We start from the raw sequence: 17,398 nt of genomic DNA on the forward strand, positions 1-17,398 counted from the left end.
TAACAAAGCGGTTGTATAATTTTGCTTATGATAGATCCAAAATCCATAGAAAAACTCAAAAATCAAATCGATATCGTTGACATTATAGAGCACTATTTGCCAGTCAAAAAAATGGGTGCAAACTATAAATGCGTCTGCCCATTTCACGATGATAGAAATCCTAGCATGAGCATAAGTCAAAGCAAGCAAATTTTTCACTGTTTTGCTTGCAAGGCCGGCGGAGATGCGATTAAATTTGTAATGGATTATGAGAAACTTACCTATCCAGAAGCTATCGAAAGAATAGCTAGCCTTGTAAATTTTAGCCTCGAATACACAAGCGACAAAGCCCCAACACAAAAAGAAAATAAGCACATTTTAGAAAAAGCAAACGCCTTTTATAGGAGCGAATTTTTCAAGCATGAAGCCGCTGTGAGATATATCTATTCTCGTGGCATAAATGACGCGATGATAGAGAAATTTGAGCTTGGCTGGGCAGGGGAGAGTGCTAGTACCATTAGGCTTTTACAAAATGAAAATATCGAGCCAAAAGAGGCGCTTGAAGTTGGAATCGTAAAGCAAAACGAGAAGGGAATTTATGCTAGTTTTATCGAGCGTATCACATTCCCTATATATGCACATACAGCAAAGCTAGTCGGCTTTGGCGGTAGAACGATCTCAGATCATCCTGCAAAATATGTAAATTCTCCACAAAGCATAGTTTTTGACAAGTCAAAGCTGCTTTACGGCTATCATTTAGCTAGACAAAGCATTTTTGAAAAGAAGCAGATTATCATCACAGAGGGATATCTAGATGTTATCATGCTTCATTTTGCGGGCTTTACAAACGCCGTTGCTGTGCTTGGGACTGCTCTTACGACTAATCACTTGCCACTTTTAAAAAGAGGCGAGATAAGCGTAGTACTTTGTTTTGATGGTGACTCGGCTGGTATAAATGCCGCTATAAAGTCATCTCGTCTTTTAGTGCAAAACGAAATAGATGGAAGCGTTGTAATTATAAAAGATGGTGCAGACCCTGCGGATATGGTTTTTGCAGGTAGAAGCGACGAGCTAAAAGAGATGTTTGGCTCTGGGACTGAGCTTGGTGAGTTTTATATTGAGCAAATTGTAAAAAAATATGATATTACGCGCCCAGTGCAAAAGCAAAAATGTTTAGAAGAGATAGTGGAATTTACAAATTCTCTAAAGCCAATAATTGCAAAAAGCTACGAATCGCTGGTCTCAAATTTACTCAAAATAGAGCTAAATACTTTTAGTCTTCACGGACAAAGATATATAAATAGACAAGATCAAAATTTTACAAATGCTACAACGATAAATAAACAAACGGCTCAAAAAAAAGATAAAACTGATATTTTGGAATTTAGTGTTTTAAAGAGCATGCTTGCAAATAAAAATTACGAAACTATTGTTTTAAACGAACTTGAGGAGAAATTCTTCTTGCATCATAAAGATTATTTTCAGGCTGTTTTATTGCCAAATATTGAAGATAATGCGGTACTTGTTAGAGAAATTTATGTTGATGAGAGCTCAAACGTAGCTTCTAGTGAAGAGAGCCTTAAAGAGGCTATTTTAAAGCTAAAACTAAAATACTACGAAAAGTTTCGCGAAGATACTAGAAAATCACAAAAGCCAAATAAAATCGAAATAATGCAAAAAATTTCAGAGATTATTAAAGGCTTACACAACAAACTACAAAAAAATTAGATTTCAAAATTTAACACTTATTCAGCTTTAAATCATAAAACTAAATGTAAAATGTTCAAAGTAATAAATGTTTTTAAGATTAGTTTTATTTTTAAGGATTTATTATGATAAATTTTAAAAGATTTGAGGCGAATTTTAATGCTATAAGTAGATTTGGAGCATTAAAAGGTGGAGGGCTAACAAGGCTTGCATTTAGCAAAGAAGACTTGGAGGCTAGGAATTTTCTTATAAATTTAATAGAAGAAAATGGCTTTAAACTTAAAATTGACAATATTGGCAACATCTTTGCCATCTATGATGATGGCTGTGAGCCAGGCGAGAAGCCAGTTTGTGTGGGCTCTCACATAGATAGCGTGCCAAATGGCGGCTTTTATGATGGTACGCTTGGCGTTATGGCTGGACTTGAGGCATTAACATCGATAAAAGAGGCTGGCATTAAGTTAAAGCGTCCGCTTTGGCTGATTAGCTTTTGCTGTGAAGAGTCAAGTCGGTTTAAGACAGCGACCATTGGTAGTAAGATAATAAGTGGCAAACTTGGTCTACAAAGGCTTCATGAATTAAAAGACGAAGACGGCATCTCGCTCTTTGAGGCGATGAGTAAATTTGGACTTGAGCCACAAAATTTAAATGATTCTATTTTAAAAGAACACTCACTTCATTCATATTTAGAACTGCATATTGAACAAGGTCCGGTGCTTGAGCGAAGTGGCATAAGCGTTGGTGTAGTAAGCGGTATCGCTGCTCCTATTAGATTTGAAATTATTATTCATGGTAAGGCAGATCACAGCGGTGCAACGCCGATGAATATGCGAAATGATGCTCTGCTTGCCGCCTCACATATCATCATCGCTGCAAATAAATTTGCAAAAAACAAAAAAACTGCTGTAGCAACCGTTGGTTACGCACATGCAAAACCGGGCGTTTTAAACGTCGTGCCAGGCGAGGCGAGGCTTGGAGTTGATCTAAGAGATATTGATAAGACAAGCTTAGAAGAGCTAAATTTAGAGCTTAGAAATTTTATAAAAGAGCTAAGCGGTAAGCTAAATTTTAGTTATGAGATAAGAGAACTAAGTAGTGATGAGCCAGTAAAACTTAGTGAGCATGCTATAAATTTACTAAGTGAAGAGGCTGCTAAACTTGGCATAAAAACGCTTAATTTACCAAGCGGAGCTGGACACGATGCGATGAATCTAACAAAACTTGCAAGTAGCGTTGGCATGCTTTTTATACCTTGCGTTGGCGGCATCAGTCACAATATAGCAGAAGCTATAAATTTTGATGATGCTTTCAAAGCTACACAAATTTTAACAAATGCACTAATTAAACTATCAAATGAATAAGGAGAAATCTATGGATAAGATAGCAAATTTGACTCTTTCTTTAAAAGATGAGCTGATCAAGGATCGCAGGTATTTTCACTCACATCCAGAGACTGGCTGGTTTACATTTTTTACAACCGCTGTGCTAGCAAAGAGGCTTAGTGACCTTGGTTATGAAATAAGCCTTGGTGAAAAAGTCGTTAAAGCTGATGCAAGGCTTGGTCTTGGCTCGAAAGAGCAATGCGAAAAAGCAATAGAAAGAGCCAAAAAGCTCCTAAGCCCTGAAGAGGCAAAATATCTTCCTTATATGAAAGATGGATTAACAGGCCTAACTGCCTTTATAGATACGAAAAGGCCTGGTAAATTTACAGCATTTAGATTTGACATTGATAGTGTTGATGTGACAGAGAGCGCAGACGCTGATCATAGACCTTTTAAAGAGGGCTTTGGCGCAGATATCGCTGGTATCACGCATGCTTGTGGGCATGACGGACACATATCGATAGGCCTTGGTGTGGCAAAACTTATAGCTGAAAATTTAGATGAGTTTAACGGCAAATTTAAATTTATATTCCAAACAGCAGAAGAGGGCACAAGAGGAGCTGTGGCTATGGAAGCTGCTGGTGTGCTTGATGGTGTAGAGTATCTATTAGGCGGTCATATCGGCTTTCAAGCAAAAACCAATAGAGGCATCATATGTGGAACAAACAAGCTACTTGCAACTTCAAAATTTGATGTGCATATCACGGGTCGTTCGGCTCACGCAGCTGGAGCACCACAAGACGGCGCAAACGCTCTTTTGGCTGCAGCACAAATGGCTTTAAATATGCATGGCATCACAAGACATGCAAAAGGTGTAACTAGGATAAATGTGGGCATTTTAAAAGCGGGTGAAGGCAGAAATGTCATCGCTCCAAATGGCTATCTAGCTTGCGAAACAAGAGGCGAAGATACAAATTTAAATGATTTTATGTATGAAAGATGCATGGATATCGTTAAAGGTGTGAGTGAAATTTATGGCGTAGAGAGTAAAGTCGTAAAAACTGGCGGCACAAACGGAGCCGATAGCGACAAAGAAGTAACTGAAATTTTCTATGAAGCTGCAAAGCAAAGTCCTTTTATAGATGATGATAAGATCGTAAAAGAACTTGATTTTGGTGCTTGCGAAGATTTTGCTCACTTTATGAGAGCTTTGCAAGATAGGGGCGCAAAGAGTGGCTATATGATGATAGGAACAAATTTAAAAGCAGGCCATCACAACTGCAAATTTGACTTTGATGAGGAGTGTTTGGTGGCTGGAGTCGATGTCTATCTAAGATCTGCTTACAAATTAAATGGAGTAAAAAAATGAAAAATGCTTTACTAATCAGTGCTTCAAGCTATCAAGATACTGGCTATTTAAGGCACTGCAAAAACTGGGTTAAGGAATTTTTAGGTGAATGCGGCAAGGAAGAAATTTTATTTATCCCTTACGCTGGAGTTAGGCGAACAAATGACGAGTATGAGCAAAAAGTAATTGATAGATTAAAAAATAGCAATATAAAATCAATCCATCACTACGAGGATAAAATTTCAGCTATCAAAAATGCTAGCAGTATCGCAGTTGGTGGCGGAAATACCTTTATGCTGCTTTACACGCTTTATAAGCTAAATTTAGTCGAGCCTATAAAAGAAGCTGTGGCAAATGGCGCAAAATATTTTGGCTGGTCAGCTGGTGCAAATATCGCTGGCAAGACGATGATGACGACAAATGATATGCCTATCATCATGCCAAAGTCCTTTGATAGCTTAAATATCTTCCCATATCAGATCAATCCGCACTTCATAAGTGGCAAGCTAGCAGGTCATAACGGTGAGAGCAGGGAGGAGAGGTTGGAGGAATTTTTAATAGCTAATCCAAAAGATACTATCTACGCACTGCCTGAGGGCACAGCTTTGCTTATAGCGGACAACGAGGCTGAGGTCATAGGACATAGTGAAATTTTAAAATTTGAGTATCAAAAAGAGATAGAAAAAATAGAAGTTGGAACTAAATTTAAAATCTAAACAAGGAGAGAGGTATGGAAACATTTAAGCTAATTGCTGCCATTCTTGGCATTGCAGCTGTTGTGGCACTTCTTGTCTTAAAAAAAGAGACAAGAACGGTGCTAATAGGTGTTGGTTTGGTGCTTTGTATAATCGCACTAAAACCGATGGGGGCACTAAGTGCTTTTACTGACTATATGACTAAAGCAGGGCTTATAAAGGCAATTTGTGCCAGTATGGGTTTTGCGTTTGTTATGAAATACACGATGTGCGATAAACACCTTGTTGCGCTTCTTACAAAGCCACTTAAAAATGTGGGTTTTATCTTGATCCCCGCAACAACCGTGCTAACTTATTTTATAAATATCGCTATCCCTTCAGCTGCAGGATGTTCCGCTGCTGTTGGTGCAACGCTTATACCGCTTCTAATGGCTTCAGGTATCCGCCCAGCTATGGCTGGTGCTGCTGTTTTTGCGGGTACATTTGGTGGAGTCTTAAGCCCGGGATCGGCTCACAACGTCTATGTAGCTGATCTTGTTAAAAAAACGGTTGAGGGCTATACAGTTCAAGATGTCATAAAAGTGCAAATTCCAAGTGCATTTACTGCTCTTGTTATCGTAGTGATCGCATTAGTTATTGTTGCGATATTACTTAAAGACTATCAAAAAAATACAAATTTTACTCTTGAAAGTAGTGCTGCTAGCGAAGAGAAACCGCTATTTAAAGTAAATTTCATCTACGCCATTATGCCTCTAGTTCCACTTGTTATCTTGGTTATTGGCGGAACAAGCCTTGCGAAAGATTATAGCTTTCTTGCGTGGACAAAGATGGGCGTTGCTGAGGCAATGATACTAGGTGCCATCATAGCTATCTTTGCTACACTTACAAATCCGCAGAAGATCACAAAAGAATTTTTTAACGGAATGGGCCATGCTTATGCCGATGTTATGGGTATCATCATCGCAGCTGGTGTCTTTGTCGCTGGCTTAAAGGCATGTGGAGCCGTTGATGTGGTCATCGCATGGCTAAAAACAGATCAAAGTTACGTTAAATTTGGCGGAACGTTTGTACCATTTATCATGGGTATAGTTACAGGTTCAGGCGACGCTGCTACATTTGCATTTAACGAAGCTGTCACAACAAATGCCGCTGCACTTGGCTTTGAACAAGACAAGCTTGGTATGGCAGCAGCTATTGCTGGTGCTTTAGGTAGATCGGCTTCTCCGATTGCCGGTGCTGCTATCGTTTGTGCAGGCATTGCTATGGTTAGCCCAGTTGAAATCGCTAAAAGAACATTTTTAGGTATGTTTGTCTCTGTTGTAGCGATTGCATTTTTTGTCATCTAAAAGGATGAAAAATGGATATCGTAGAGAGATTTTTAAACTACACAAAATTTAACACCACAACAAATAAAGAAAATGGGTTAAAAGGTGTCATGCCTTCTAACCCAACCGAGTACGAGCTGGCTAAGTTTTTAAAAGAAGAGCTTAGCTCGCTTGGTATAAAAGATATCATCTTGCAAAATAATGCCATCTTGATAGCAAAGATCCCCGCAAACTGCGAAAACGCCCAAAGTATCGCCTTTTTTGCGCACTTAGATACAAGTAGTGAGCAAAAAAACGATACAAAAGCGAAGATAGTAAAATACACAGGCGGCGATATCTGCCTAAATGAAGAGCAGGGCATATATCTTAAATTTAGCGACAACCCAGAGCTTAAAAAATACGTTGGCGACGAGATAGTCGTGACTGACGGCACTAGCTTGCTTGGCGCTGACGATAAGGCTGCGATCGCTAGTATCGTAAATATGGCTAGCTTTTTTATGCAAAATCCTGATATAAAGCATGGCAAGATCGTGATCTGCTTTGTGCCTGATGAGGAGCAGGGCTTGCTTGGTGCAAAGGCGCTTGATGTAAATTTGCTAGGAGCTGACTTTGGCTACTGCTTAGACTGCTGCGAGATAGGCGAGCTAATATACGAAAACTGGAACGCGGCTGACTGCACGATGGTCTTTAAAGGCGTTTCGGCTCATCCGATGAACGCAAAGGGCAAGCTTGTAAATTCGCTACTTCTTGCGCATAAATTTATCTCTCTTTTGCCAGGCGGCGAAGTGCCAGAGTGCACCGAGGGCAAAGAGGGCTATTTTTGGGTGAAAGAGCTTAGCGGAAACAGCGCAAAAACGACGCTTAAGATCGACATAAGAGAATTTGACGAGGTAAAATTTCAAAAAAGGCTTGAGTTTTTAAGCGACATGGCAAATTCTTTTAACAAAATTTATGGAGAACGTTGTGAGATCACATTAAAAACACGCTATGAAAACGTCTTTAAATTTTTAAAAGATGAAAACTCACTTCCGATAAAACTAGCAAAAGATGCCTTTAGCGAGCTAAATATCACGCCAAATATAAAGCCGATGCGCGGCGGATATGATGGCGCTGTGATATCCGCAAAAGGTGTACCAACGCTAAATTTATTCACAGGGGCAAATAACTTTCACTCCATCTTCGAGTATTTGCCAGTTAGCAGTCTAAAAGCTGCGAGCGAAGTGATTAAAAAAATCGTAATTAACGCTGCTAAATAAACTTCATAAAAGCCTAGATTTAGTAAATTTAGGCTTTAAATTTTACTTTCAGGACAAAAATGAAGGCTTTAGCTTTGTTTAGCGGAGGGCTTGATAGCATGCTCTCAATGAAATTAATAAGCGATCAAAATATCGAAGTGGTCGCACTTTATATGGATACTGGATTTGGCGTAGATGAAGAAAAACATGAAATTTTAAGACGCCGCGTAGCTTTGGCTGGGGCTAGCTTAAAAGTGGTTGATATGAGAAATGAGTATCTTCGTGATGTGCTTTTTAACCCAAAATACGGCTATGGCAAGCAGTTTAACCCATGTATTGATTGTCACGGATATATGTTTAAAACAGCTCTAAATATGCTAAAAAGTGAAAATGCAAATTTCATCATCACTGGTGAAGTCGTGGGTCAAAGGCCGATGAGTCAGCGCAGAGACGCACTCTTTCAGGTTAAGCGTCTAGCTGATGACGAGGATGATTTGGTGCTTCGCCCGATGTGTGCTAAACTTTTGCCGCCAACTAAGCCAGAGCGCGAGGGTTGGGTCGATAGAGAGAAGCTGCTTGATATAAGCGGGCGCGATAGAAAGCCGCAGCTTGCTTTGGCAAAGGAATTTGGCTTTGAGGACTTTGCAACGCCTGGAGGTGGGTGCTTGCTAACGATCGAGAGCTTTGCTGTGAAGATAAAGGATTATCTAAATTTTGATAAAGAGATGCGAGATATCGATGTGACGTGGCTAAAGCTTGGTAGGCATCTGCGCTTGCCAGATGGTGCAAAAATGATAATAGGCCGTGACGAGAGCGATAACAACGCTCTTTTAGCGCATCCAAATGATAAATTTGATCAAGTAAAATTTAAAGAGAGCGATGACATCGTGGGAGCTGTTAGCTTCATAAGTAAAAATGCTAGCAAAGCCGATAAAGAGCTTGCTGCAAGGCTTGCATTAGCTTATACAAAAGCAAGCAGAGAAAATAAATTTGAAGTTAGCATCGATAGCGAGAAATTTAGTATTACACCCGAGGATAAATCTCTAGCTCAAAATTATTTCGTAAAATAGACGTTTTATCGATTCTTGGTGCTTTTACTTTGTGTTTGTAGATAAAGATAGTTTTTATCTACAAATAAGTTTAAAAATTATATAATCCGAAACTTATTTTAAAGTGTCACGGTAGCTCAGCTGGTTAGAGCGCTGGTCTCATAAGCCGGAGGTCGGGAGTTCAAGTCTCCCCCGTGACACCAGAACACACTATTTTAGGCACTAGCAGTGATACTTTTGTTCTTTCCCTTTCTTTAAAATTTCCTTTAAGAGTGGAACACTTAATTACTAAAGTGGGACAGCCTCTTAAAAATTCCAAAGATGATAGAGTCATCGCCCTTTTAATACAATAAAAATTCATTTTTTAAAAATTTTTACTTGAAACTTTTATCCTAAACCCCTATGAATACTTACTTTTAGCTTGCATCCTTTCATTATTCTTAATTTATTCTTTTTTTAATTATGAATTTTTTTACAAAATTTTGCATTTCTAGCTACGATTTTTTTCAAAATTGGTGTAATTACTATAAATACTTTTTAAAAGGATAAAAATGAAAAAAATTTCATTAATAGTAACTAGCACTACTAGTACGAAAGAATGTTTATATGGTGAGGTGATTTGCCATGGCTAATGCATATACAATAAACGATCACAACCTAGTTTTAAACGTACGGTCGGGTTTTTTAACATATGGTAGGGCTATAGGTAGATTTGCACATGCGTGCCGTGAGAAAAATCAGACTGAGCATATAAAGTATCTCAACAAGAATCCAATCGCTACTAATCGTTACAAACTCCTAAGTGAATTTAATGGCAATGGTAATATGAGAGATGCTAACAGCAAAGATGATGAGCTGCATAATATGGCTTTTGTAAAGAAATTACTTAAAGGCTTTCAGGATAGCTTTAAAGAAGATTATGCCGCGCAGTCCTATACGCAAAAGCGAAATGGCAAAGATACTGTTATAAAAAAGTCTTGGCGCAAAGATATGCGTAGCTTTTGTGAGATTATCATCACGTTTGGCACAGATAGAGAGAAAGAGCCAAAAGAAGGGCTAAACGAAGAAGAGTCGAAATTTATAAATGAAAACATACAGATGGATAGAGTTATGAGATTTATAAATGCATACTGCGCAAAGTATGGCGTAAAGTGTCTGCTTGTAGCCGAGCATAATGACGAGAAGACCAAGCACTTTCATATCTTTTTTACAAACTACAACTTTGAGAAGCATGCAAATTTGAGATTTAGCGGCAGGTCAAAAACAGCAAAATTTGGTAAAGAGCTACAAGATATGGGAGCGGAGGCATTTGAAGGTCAGGTACTTCGCGGTAAGCCAGGTAAAAATAGACATAAGAATTTAACCAAAATGCACCAAATAGCAAGTGAATATAAGAGTGAGAAAGAGCTAAAAGAGAAAATTCAAAAGCTTATAGAAACGGAAGCAAATAAGTATATGCAAAAGAAAGAGTCTTTGTGGGGCGACGAGTACTTTAGGTTAGAGCCAAATGAAAAAAGAGCTTTAATAGCAGGTCTTAGAAATTCTGTTTTTGAACAAATGCAAGAGAATATAACCATCACATCAGACGAACAGCTAAAAGAAAAGGTAGAACTTCTTGCTGAGCAAGTAACAGAACAAAGTAAAATCATAGAGGAGGATAGAGAGAAAAGCACAAAAATCTTAAAAGAAAAAGAGCAGCTAGAAAAAGAGCTAGATGATTTAAGAGAGACCCAAGCTGAGTAAGATAATGAGATAACACATCTTAAAAACAGACTAAAAGCACATGCCAATCAGCAATCAAAGATAGATGAACAAAATGCATTGTTAAAGAGCCAAGATAGAGAAAATCAATCTCTAATACGTAAAACCGAAAGCTTGCAAAAAGAAAATATCAAACTAAGAGACCTTAATGACAAAAGCTTAGGTCTTTTACTAGAAATAGCAAATAGCAACCCAGAGATAAAAGGGATGATAGTAAATGAGGTTCCAGAGTTGAGGAGTAAATTTTCTAGAGATATCCAAAGCATAGTAGTAATATAAGCGGCAATGCTAATATAAATATTACATCTATCCTAGGAGAAGCCGGAGATGACACTATAACCGTAAACGGTAATGCTAAGGTTAAAGGCGGTAATTTTAACACCGGAGCTGGAGAGAATGATAAGATAGAAATCAAAGATAATGCCGAGTTGGATGGTACTACATTGCAGTTTGAAGGCGGTAAATCAACAGATAAAGCTACTCTAAACATAACCGGAAACGCCGTACTAAAAGATGTAACGATACAAGCTTCTCAATCTCTAGGCAAGCAATATATGAATTTCCATCAAAGTGGCGAAGCTAGAGTAAAGAGCCTTATGGGTAGCCAAAACAAAGACGTTATAGATATAGCGGGCGACTTTACTTATACTAATACCAATCATCTTCAAACTCACGGCGGAGACGATGAGATAAAGATGCACGGAGGAGCTAAAGTAACAGTCAAAGCAGATATGGGCGAGGGCATTGATACTTTAACAATAGATAATGCTACGCTTAAAGATTCTCAAGTGAATATGGATGGCGGTAACGACGAAGTAAATATAAATGCCGGAGCAAATTTAACCGGCACAAGAATTTATACCGGCGACGGTAATGATACGGTGAATGTAAGAGGCGGTACGTTTAGCGAAGCAGAGATCGGACTAGACAAGGGTAAAAATGAAGTAAATATAGAGTCTGGCGCGGTATTTGGCGACCAAGATCCGAGTCTTTTCTATGGCCAGCATAAAACTTATATAAGATCAGATCATAGGGATTATTATAGTTCAGAAGATACCATAAACGTTAAAGCCGGTGCTACTGTCAAAAACGCCGAAATACAAACTCACGGAGGAGAAGATACTCTAAATGTAGATGGCTCTATCATAAACTCTAATGTTGATATGGGCAAAGGCAATGACGAGATAAATATAAATTCTGGAGCGAATTTAACCAAAGCAAAAATAAATACAGGCGAAGGTGATGACACCGTCTCTATCGGTAAAAACGCAAGCATAGACGGCAGCTCTACTATCGACGGCGGAGCCGGATATGATACGTTAAAAGTCGCCGACGGCAGTATAGATTTTAGCAGAGTTAAGAATTTCGAAAAACTAGATTTAACCCAAGGCAATAACAATATAAATCTATCAGCTAAAGACGTTTTAGATATGACTGATAGTAATAACAAGTTAAGAATAGATGGTAATGGTGACGATCATGTAACGCTACAAGGAGGTATAGGCACATGGAATAAATCTGCTATCCCTAATAGCGATGGTTATACAGTCTATACAAAAACAGAAGGAAGTCACACCGTAACCTTAGAAATTAAAGACGTAGTAGTACACGAGATTTAAAATTTAACTAGTTTTTTTAATCCCAAAGGAAATTCCTTTGGGATATTCTTTTCTATCATTAAACTTTTATAATTGTTTGTCTTTTTAATCTATGTAAAATGACCTATTTGTCTATTTTTGTATAAATTTTCTGCAATAAAACATAAGACTATTTCAAGCTAAAATGATTAAGTAAATTTACAAACACCTAATAATAGTTTTATGGCTTATGGTCTGTAAAAGCTATTATAAAGGCCTAAGCACTCTATAATTAATCGATATTCCATTTAACCAGCAATCTCCTTTTATCTTCGACGTTTAAATTTATAAAATCTATGCCGAAAAGTTTGGTTAAATTTTCGCCCTTTAAAATTTGATCCGTTGCGCCGAATTCATATCCTAAGGGACCGTTTAATAGCAAGGTTTTATCCGCCGACGCAAGCGCGTGATCGGGATGATGCGAGGTAAAGATCACGCAAGTTTTTTGTTCGCTATTTAACTTTTTGATTAGGCTTAAAACGGCATTTTGATGAAAGACGTCGAGGTATGACGTAGGCTCGTCCATGACGAGAATTTTAGGCCGTAGTACGAGCGAGCGAGCTATAAGCGCCAGCTGCATCATGCCGCCGCTTAGCTCGTCTACGTTTAAATTTAAATACTCGCTAACGCCCGCTATCCGTGCGGCTTCCTCAGCCATCGCCCTATCCTCTGCGCTCGGCCTTGAAAACATACCGACGTTTGCGTTTACGCCCATCAAAATCAGATCTTTCACCTTAAAGCTAAAAGCGATATTTTCGCTTTGAGGCACGTATCCTACGAGTTTGGCGCGCTCTTTACCGCTAAGAGAGGCATGATCGCGGCCGTCAATCAAGATTTGGCCGCCTTTTGCTTTCAAAAGCCCTAAAATAATCTTTAAAAACGTAGATTTGCCTATACCGTTTGGGCCCAAAATTGCAAGCGTTTCGCCGCTTTTTAGGCTAAGGCTCAAATTTTGCAAAATTTGCTTGCGCTCGTATGAAAAGCTTAAATTTTCTACGCTTAAGACCATCTTTTGCCCTTTTTAACGATGATGACGCCGATCATCGGAGCGCCTATAAGCGCGGTTAGGATACTTAGCGGGATTTCAGCCGAGCTCACGCTTCTAGCCACAACGTCGGTTAGCATCAAAAATATACCGCCTAAAATCGCCGAAATCGGAACTAGCCGCGAGTTATCGGAGCCGTAAATCAGCCTCGTAACATGCGGCATCAAAAGCCCTACCCAGCCGATGATACCCGCTATCGCTACGCTTACGGCCGTTATCAGCGTAGCAAGTACGATAAAGATAAAGCCTAAAAATTTACTCTCGCCCAAAATGCTTGCATGTTCGCCGCCTAGGGATAAAATGTTTAGCTTCCAGCCCATTAGGCTAAGAAGCACAAGCCCGCTAACGCAAACGGGAGCAAGCGCTGCCACGTCGCTCCAAGATATGGCGCTTAAGCTTCCCATTAGCCAATATACGATGCTAGGTAGCTTTTCTTGCGTGTCGGCGACGTATTTGACAACCGAAATCAGCGCCTCAAAGATAGCGCCCGTGATAATGCCTGCAAGCACCAGCATGAGCTTTGAGTTTTTGTTTGCCAAAACGCCTAGGACGTAAGCTATCATGACGGCTAAAAAGCCGAAAATAAAAGCGCCTATTTGCGTGGCTAAGGGACTACCGAAGGCTAAAATGCAAACTACCGCGCCAAATCCCGCCCCACTGCCTACGCCCAGGATATTCGGGCTTACCAAAGGATTTGCAAACATCGCCTGAAATATCACGCCCGCCGCGCTAAGGCTAGCGCCTATCAAAAATGCCGCTATCAGCCTAGGCAAGCGCAGGTCAAATATCAAAGCGTAAAGCGTCTCTTTGTCGTTTTGATAATAGTCAATTAGCCCCTCAAGCGAAATCCTACCCGCAAGCAGCGAAAAAACGACCGCAAAGGCTGGAAAAAGCGATAAAAACAGATATTTTTTCATTATCTAAAAAGCTCGTAAAATTTGCTCTCTCCGTTTAGATCGAAGCGTAAAATTTTAGCTATCTCATCGCCGTTTAGATCGTAACCATAGAGCAGCTTGTAGCTCTTTTTCATCTCGTCTTTTAAATTTATATGCGCCTGCCCAGAAAACAGCACGCTAAACCACGCCCAGCCCAGGTGCGATTCGCCCGTAGGCGGTTCCCACATATCGCCTCCCAGAGGCATTTTGTAGACGGCTTTTTGCTTGACTGCTTTTACGTTTTTTAAAATTTTGTCGTTAAAAAAGTCCCGCGGAGTTAGCTCGTCAAAGTTGCTAAGCAAGATAACGTCCGGATTTTGCGTGAGAATTTCTTCTTTATTTAAAATTCTAAATCCCCCGAAATTCGCCGCATTTACTCCGCCGCTTAGCTTTATCTCGTAGTCAAAATACGTCCCGCCGCCGGCTGCCTCGTAGCTTTTATCTCGGCCGAATATAAAAAGAACCTTCGGTTTTTTGCTAAGCCCTTTTACGAAATTTTCGATCTTAGCTCTTACCTCGGCTCTATTTTGTAAAATTTGCTCCGCCTTTTGCTCTTTTTCGTAAATTTTACCCAGCATCCCAAACCAAAAAAGCGGATCTTCTTCCGTGCCGCTTAAATTTACCAAAGCTACGTTTAGCCCTACTTTTTGCAGCGGCTCGATGATCTTTTCGCCTCTCATGCCCCACTGCACGACAAGATCCGGAGATAGTTTTAGCAGCTCCTCGATATTTGGAGTAAAATCCTCTCCTATACCGCCTGCGGGGATACTAGCCGCGCCTTTTATCATTTTTCCGAGCATTCCGCGCTCGATATTTTTCTTAGCCATCGGATGGACGGAGGCTAGGCGAGATACGTTGTTTTCGACGCTAAGGGAAAACGAAGCTAGCGGCACCGGAAACAGCGCTACGCTCTTAACGGAGCGGTCGAAGTGGAGTTTATTGCCGTTTTGATCGGTAAATTCAAGCGCGCCCAGCGTCGCTGCCAGCAGCAATAAAGCGGATATGATTTTTTTCAAATTTGATCCTTAAATTAGTAAATTTTAGGGCTTTTGAGCGGACTTGTTTAAAACCCGCTCGGTAAATTTAAATTTTAAAAGCTAGCCTTAAAGCCTAGTTTGAAATTTCTACCCGGATTTATTAGCGGGTTGCTAGCGCTTCTAGGCTGGCTGATTAGCTCGTAGCTTAGGCTTGGAGCGTATTCTTTGTCAAAGATATTTTCGACGCCGAAATTTAGGCTAAAATCTTTTAAGAAGCCTAGTTTGCCAAGGCTCTTGCCAAAGTATAGGTTATGTACGAAATATCCCGCTCGCTCGCGCTCTACGCTATCATCTATACGCGTCTTTCTCGCCGCCCAGTCGCCGCTATACTCTATGTAAGAATTTGCCAAAAACTCCGGCGAATAAGAAACGGCTACGCGTCCACTAAGCGGAGCGATCTCCGGAAGCGGTTTGCCGGTTTGCTTGTTTTTGCCGCGCGTGTAGGCGAGATTTGTTTTAAACTCCAAATTTGATAAAATTTTATAAGCGAGGTCAAATTCCGCTCCGCTTATCTTGGCTCTATTTACGTTTTGCGATTGATAGTAGGTCACGCCGCCGCTTTGCCAGTTTCGCTCGACTATCAGGTCTTTATAATCTCCCGTGTAAAATATCAAATTTGATCTAAGCGCTTTATCCGTATAGCGAAGTCCGGCCTCGTAGGTAACGCCTTTTTCGATATTTAGATCAGGGTTCGGTAGATACGCCTCGCTGCCTGAAAACGTAAGTATCGGAGCAACCTCGCCGCTCATAGGAGCCCTAAACGAAGTCGAGAAATTTCCTATGAACTCAAGCCCCTGGGCGATAGGATAAATAAGTCCCAGGCCGTAGCTGGCTCTGCCGTCTTTTCTATCGTTGGCGTTTTCGTATAGCGCTCTTACGGCGGGACTCATCGAGCTATCCATATCAAAGGACGTTTTTATGCGGTCGTAGCGTAAATTTGCGCTTAAAATCGCGTCGTTGCTAAACGCGTATTCAAGCAATCCAAACCCGGCGACGTCAAGCTGTTTGGTTCTTAGCCTATTGCGAAATCTAGGGCCGTTATTTACGCTTTGATACACGCTATCCCAGTCCTCGTAATAAAAATCTACGCCGTAGGTTTGGGTTAGGTTGTCGCCTACGAATTTACCGATAAATTTACCGCCGTAGACCTTCGGTCCGTTTACGTAGTTATCGACTTGCCTAGGCGAAAACGAGCCGATGTAGGGCCTTATATTTAGGTGCGTATAAAGCTCTCTGTAATACAAGCTAGAATCTAATATAAATTTGTCGTTTATGTTGCCTTCGTAGTTTAGCGCTACGTATTTTTCTCTAAGAGGCGCTTCTTTTATGTATTTTTGAAAGCCTTTTTTATTCGCCGTTCCGGGAGCACCGACCGCCGTACCGACTACGCCGCGCTGCGACTCTGTGTATCTAGTTACGAGCTCAAGCCTGTGAAAATCGGCAAAGCTATATCCGCCTTTAAAATCAAGGCTTCGGTAGTTATACCTTGTATTTGGGATTTTACCCGCAGGAGTGTCGTAGTCCTTGCCGTGCTTGTAGTTTAAGCCCAGCAAAGCGTCAAACCCGTGTCCGACTACGCCGAGTTGTAAGCGGTTTTGCACGCCTTTGTTCGCGCTTTGATACTGGGTGCTTAGATACGTATCAGATAGCGCCCAGTCGCCGTGCACGTCTCCGCTAGCTCTTTTGGTGACTAAATTTACTATGCCACCAAAGGCATCTGTACCGTAAAGCGTGCTAGCGGGGCCTCTTATTATCTCTATCCTTTCGATTTGATCGGGCGTAAATATCGAATACTCAAACGCCGGCCTACCTCTAAATCTAAGTCCGTCTACGAACATTGGCACGCGGTAATCAGACGAACTAAAACCTCGCACGTTTACGGTACCCGAGTCCATGCCTTCGTTTACGATTGAAACCCCCGGCGCCTCGCTGATTAGCTCCGGTACGCTTTTGCCAAGCTTTCTTTCTATCGTCTCTTTATCTACTACCGAGACGCTTTTGCTTATCTCGTCTACGCTTTGAGACGATCTTTGCGCCGTGACGGTTACGCCTTCTAGCGATTTTAGCCCTACTTCGTCTTGCGCGGCAGCCAAAACGCCGACCAAAACGAGGCTAAGCGCGATTTTTCTCTGCATTTAAACTCCTTTTAAAATATTTGAGTAATTATATAGAAATATATAATGATTTTCAATATGTATAAAAGTGATATTATATTTTAAAAAGCCATAATTGATATATTTATACTATATATTAAGACACTAAGATATACATGTTGACTGGTATGATATTTATGATATGTGTTAAATAGTTCCTCACACTGTAC

Annotated in this window: 14 protein-coding genes and 1 tRNA gene; 11 read left to right on the top strand and 4 right to left on the bottom strand. The window is 40.3% G+C overall.

The genetic code is table 11. The features are described 5' to 3' along the window. Positions 1-27: 27 nt before the first annotated feature. The 11 genes from dnaG to CVT13_RS06440 all read left to right on the top strand — a co-directional run bounded on the left by dnaG (position 28) and on the right by CVT13_RS06440 (position 12,040). Positions 28-1,707 carry a DNA primase gene (dnaG, locus tag CVT13_RS06390; protein ID WP_107812028.1) on the top strand — a complete coding sequence of 560 codons (1,680 nt, stop codon included), beginning with the start codon at positions 28-30 and terminating at the stop codon, positions 1,705-1,707. Between the two features lie 104 nt (positions 1,708-1,811). Further along, positions 1,812-3,047, top strand: a complete 1,236-nt coding sequence (locus CVT13_RS06395) for a M20 family metallo-hydrolase (RefSeq protein WP_107811985.1) — start codon at positions 1,812-1,814, stop codon at positions 3,045-3,047. A 10-nt stretch (positions 3,048-3,057) separates the two neighbouring features. Beyond that, positions 3,058-4,377 carry an amidohydrolase gene (locus CVT13_RS06400; RefSeq protein ID WP_107811986.1) on the top strand — a complete coding sequence of 440 codons (1,320 nt, stop codon included), beginning with the start codon at positions 3,058-3,060 and terminating at the stop codon, positions 4,375-4,377. Next, positions 4,374-5,072, top strand: coding sequence for a dipeptidase PepE (pepE, locus tag CVT13_RS06405; protein WP_087577336.1), 699 nt, complete (start codon positions 4,374-4,376; stop codon positions 5,070-5,072). The genes CVT13_RS06400 and pepE overlap by 4 nt, the downstream gene beginning before the upstream one ends. A 14-nt stretch (positions 5,073-5,086) precedes the next feature. Then, the gene (dcuC, locus tag CVT13_RS06410) at positions 5,087-6,397 is read left to right on the top strand and encodes a C4-dicarboxylate transporter DcuC (RefSeq protein ID WP_107769952.1); all 1,311 of its coding nucleotides are present in this window, start codon (positions 5,087-5,089) and stop codon (positions 6,395-6,397) included. 11 nt (positions 6,398-6,408) lie between these two features. Continuing rightward, a complete protein-coding gene (gene pepT, locus CVT13_RS06415) occupies positions 6,409-7,632 on the top strand; it encodes a peptidase T (protein WP_107811987.1) in 1,224 nt (407 codons plus the stop codon). A 59-nt stretch (positions 7,633-7,691) separates the two neighbouring features. Next, on the top strand, positions 7,692-8,681 hold the full coding sequence (locus tag CVT13_RS06420) for an argininosuccinate synthase domain-containing protein (protein WP_107811988.1): 990 nt from the start codon (positions 7,692-7,694) through the stop codon (positions 8,679-8,681). A gap of 105 nt (positions 8,682-8,786) precedes the next feature. Continuing rightward, positions 8,787-8,863: transfer RNA gene (locus tag CVT13_RS06425), tRNA-Met, on the top strand. Positions 8,864-9,284: 421 nt separating this feature from the next. Continuing rightward, positions 9,285-10,403: a hypothetical protein gene (locus CVT13_RS06430; RefSeq protein WP_107811989.1), complete on the top strand. Its 1,119-nt coding sequence runs from the start codon at positions 9,285-9,287 to the stop codon at positions 10,401-10,403. Positions 10,404-10,535: 132 nt separating this feature from the next. Beyond that, positions 10,536-10,700: a hypothetical protein gene (locus CVT13_RS06435; protein WP_159071107.1), complete on the top strand. Its 165-nt coding sequence runs from the start codon at positions 10,536-10,538 to the stop codon at positions 10,698-10,700. Positions 10,701-10,849: 149 nt separating this feature from the next. After that, positions 10,850-12,040: a hypothetical protein gene (locus CVT13_RS06440; protein WP_159071108.1), complete on the top strand. Its 1,191-nt coding sequence runs from the start codon at positions 10,850-10,852 to the stop codon at positions 12,038-12,040. Between the two features lie 250 nt (positions 12,041-12,290). Here CVT13_RS06440 and CVT13_RS06445 read toward each other — a convergent pair whose 3' ends face one another. The 4 genes from CVT13_RS06445 to CVT13_RS06460 form a co-directional block, all read right to left on the bottom strand. Beyond that, positions 12,291-13,067, bottom strand: a complete 777-nt coding sequence (locus CVT13_RS06445) for an ABC transporter ATP-binding protein (protein WP_107811992.1) — start codon at positions 13,065-13,067, stop codon at positions 12,291-12,293. Beyond that, positions 13,058-14,020 carry a FecCD family ABC transporter permease gene (locus CVT13_RS06450; protein ID WP_107811993.1) on the bottom strand — a complete coding sequence of 321 codons (963 nt, stop codon included), beginning with the start codon at positions 14,018-14,020 and terminating at the stop codon, positions 13,058-13,060. The genes CVT13_RS06445 and CVT13_RS06450 overlap by 10 nt, the downstream gene beginning before the upstream one ends. Then, on the bottom strand, positions 14,020-15,054 hold the full coding sequence (locus CVT13_RS06455; RefSeq protein WP_107811994.1) for an ABC transporter substrate-binding protein: 1,035 nt from the start codon (positions 15,052-15,054) through the stop codon (positions 14,020-14,022). Before CVT13_RS06455 ends, CVT13_RS06450 begins: the two co-directional genes overlap by 1 nt. Before the next feature lie 74 nt (positions 15,055-15,128). Continuing rightward, positions 15,129-17,210, bottom strand: coding sequence for a TonB-dependent receptor (locus tag CVT13_RS06460; RefSeq protein ID WP_107811995.1), 2,082 nt, complete (start codon positions 17,208-17,210; stop codon positions 15,129-15,131). Between the last annotated feature and the right edge of the window lie 188 nt (positions 17,211-17,398).

The sequence above is a fragment of the Campylobacter concisus genome (assembly GCF_003049085.1).
GTDB lineage: Bacteria > Campylobacterota > Campylobacteria > Campylobacterales > Campylobacteraceae > Campylobacter_A > Campylobacter_A concisus_H.

Coding starts and splice junctions, on each gene's coding strand:
- CVT13_RS06430 (WP_107811989.1), top strand. CDS start 9,285: ATGGCTAATGCATATACAATAAACGATCACAACCTAGTTTTAAACGTA.
- CVT13_RS06450 (WP_107811993.1), bottom strand. CDS start 14,020: ATGAAAAAATATCTGTTTTTATCGCTTTTTCCAGCCTTTGCGGTCGTT.
- pepE (WP_087577336.1), top strand. CDS start 4,374: ATGAAAAATGCTTTACTAATCAGTGCTTCAAGCTATCAAGATACTGGC.
- dcuC (WP_107769952.1), top strand. CDS start 5,087: ATGGAAACATTTAAGCTAATTGCTGCCATTCTTGGCATTGCAGCTGTT.
- pepT (WP_107811987.1), top strand. CDS start 6,409: ATGGATATCGTAGAGAGATTTTTAAACTACACAAAATTTAACACCACA.
- CVT13_RS06445 (WP_107811992.1), bottom strand. CDS start 13,067: ATGGTCTTAAGCGTAGAAAATTTAAGCTTTTCATACGAGCGCAAGCAA.
- CVT13_RS06460 (WP_107811995.1), bottom strand. CDS start 17,210: ATGCAGAGAAAAATCGCGCTTAGCCTCGTTTTGGTCGGCGTTTTGGCT.
- dnaG (WP_107812028.1), top strand. CDS start 28: ATGATAGATCCAAAATCCATAGAAAAACTCAAAAATCAAATCGATATC.
- CVT13_RS06400 (WP_107811986.1), top strand. CDS start 3,058: ATGGATAAGATAGCAAATTTGACTCTTTCTTTAAAAGATGAGCTGATC.
- CVT13_RS06395 (WP_107811985.1), top strand. CDS start 1,812: ATGATAAATTTTAAAAGATTTGAGGCGAATTTTAATGCTATAAGTAGA.
- CVT13_RS06420 (WP_107811988.1), top strand. CDS start 7,692: ATGAAGGCTTTAGCTTTGTTTAGCGGAGGGCTTGATAGCATGCTCTCA.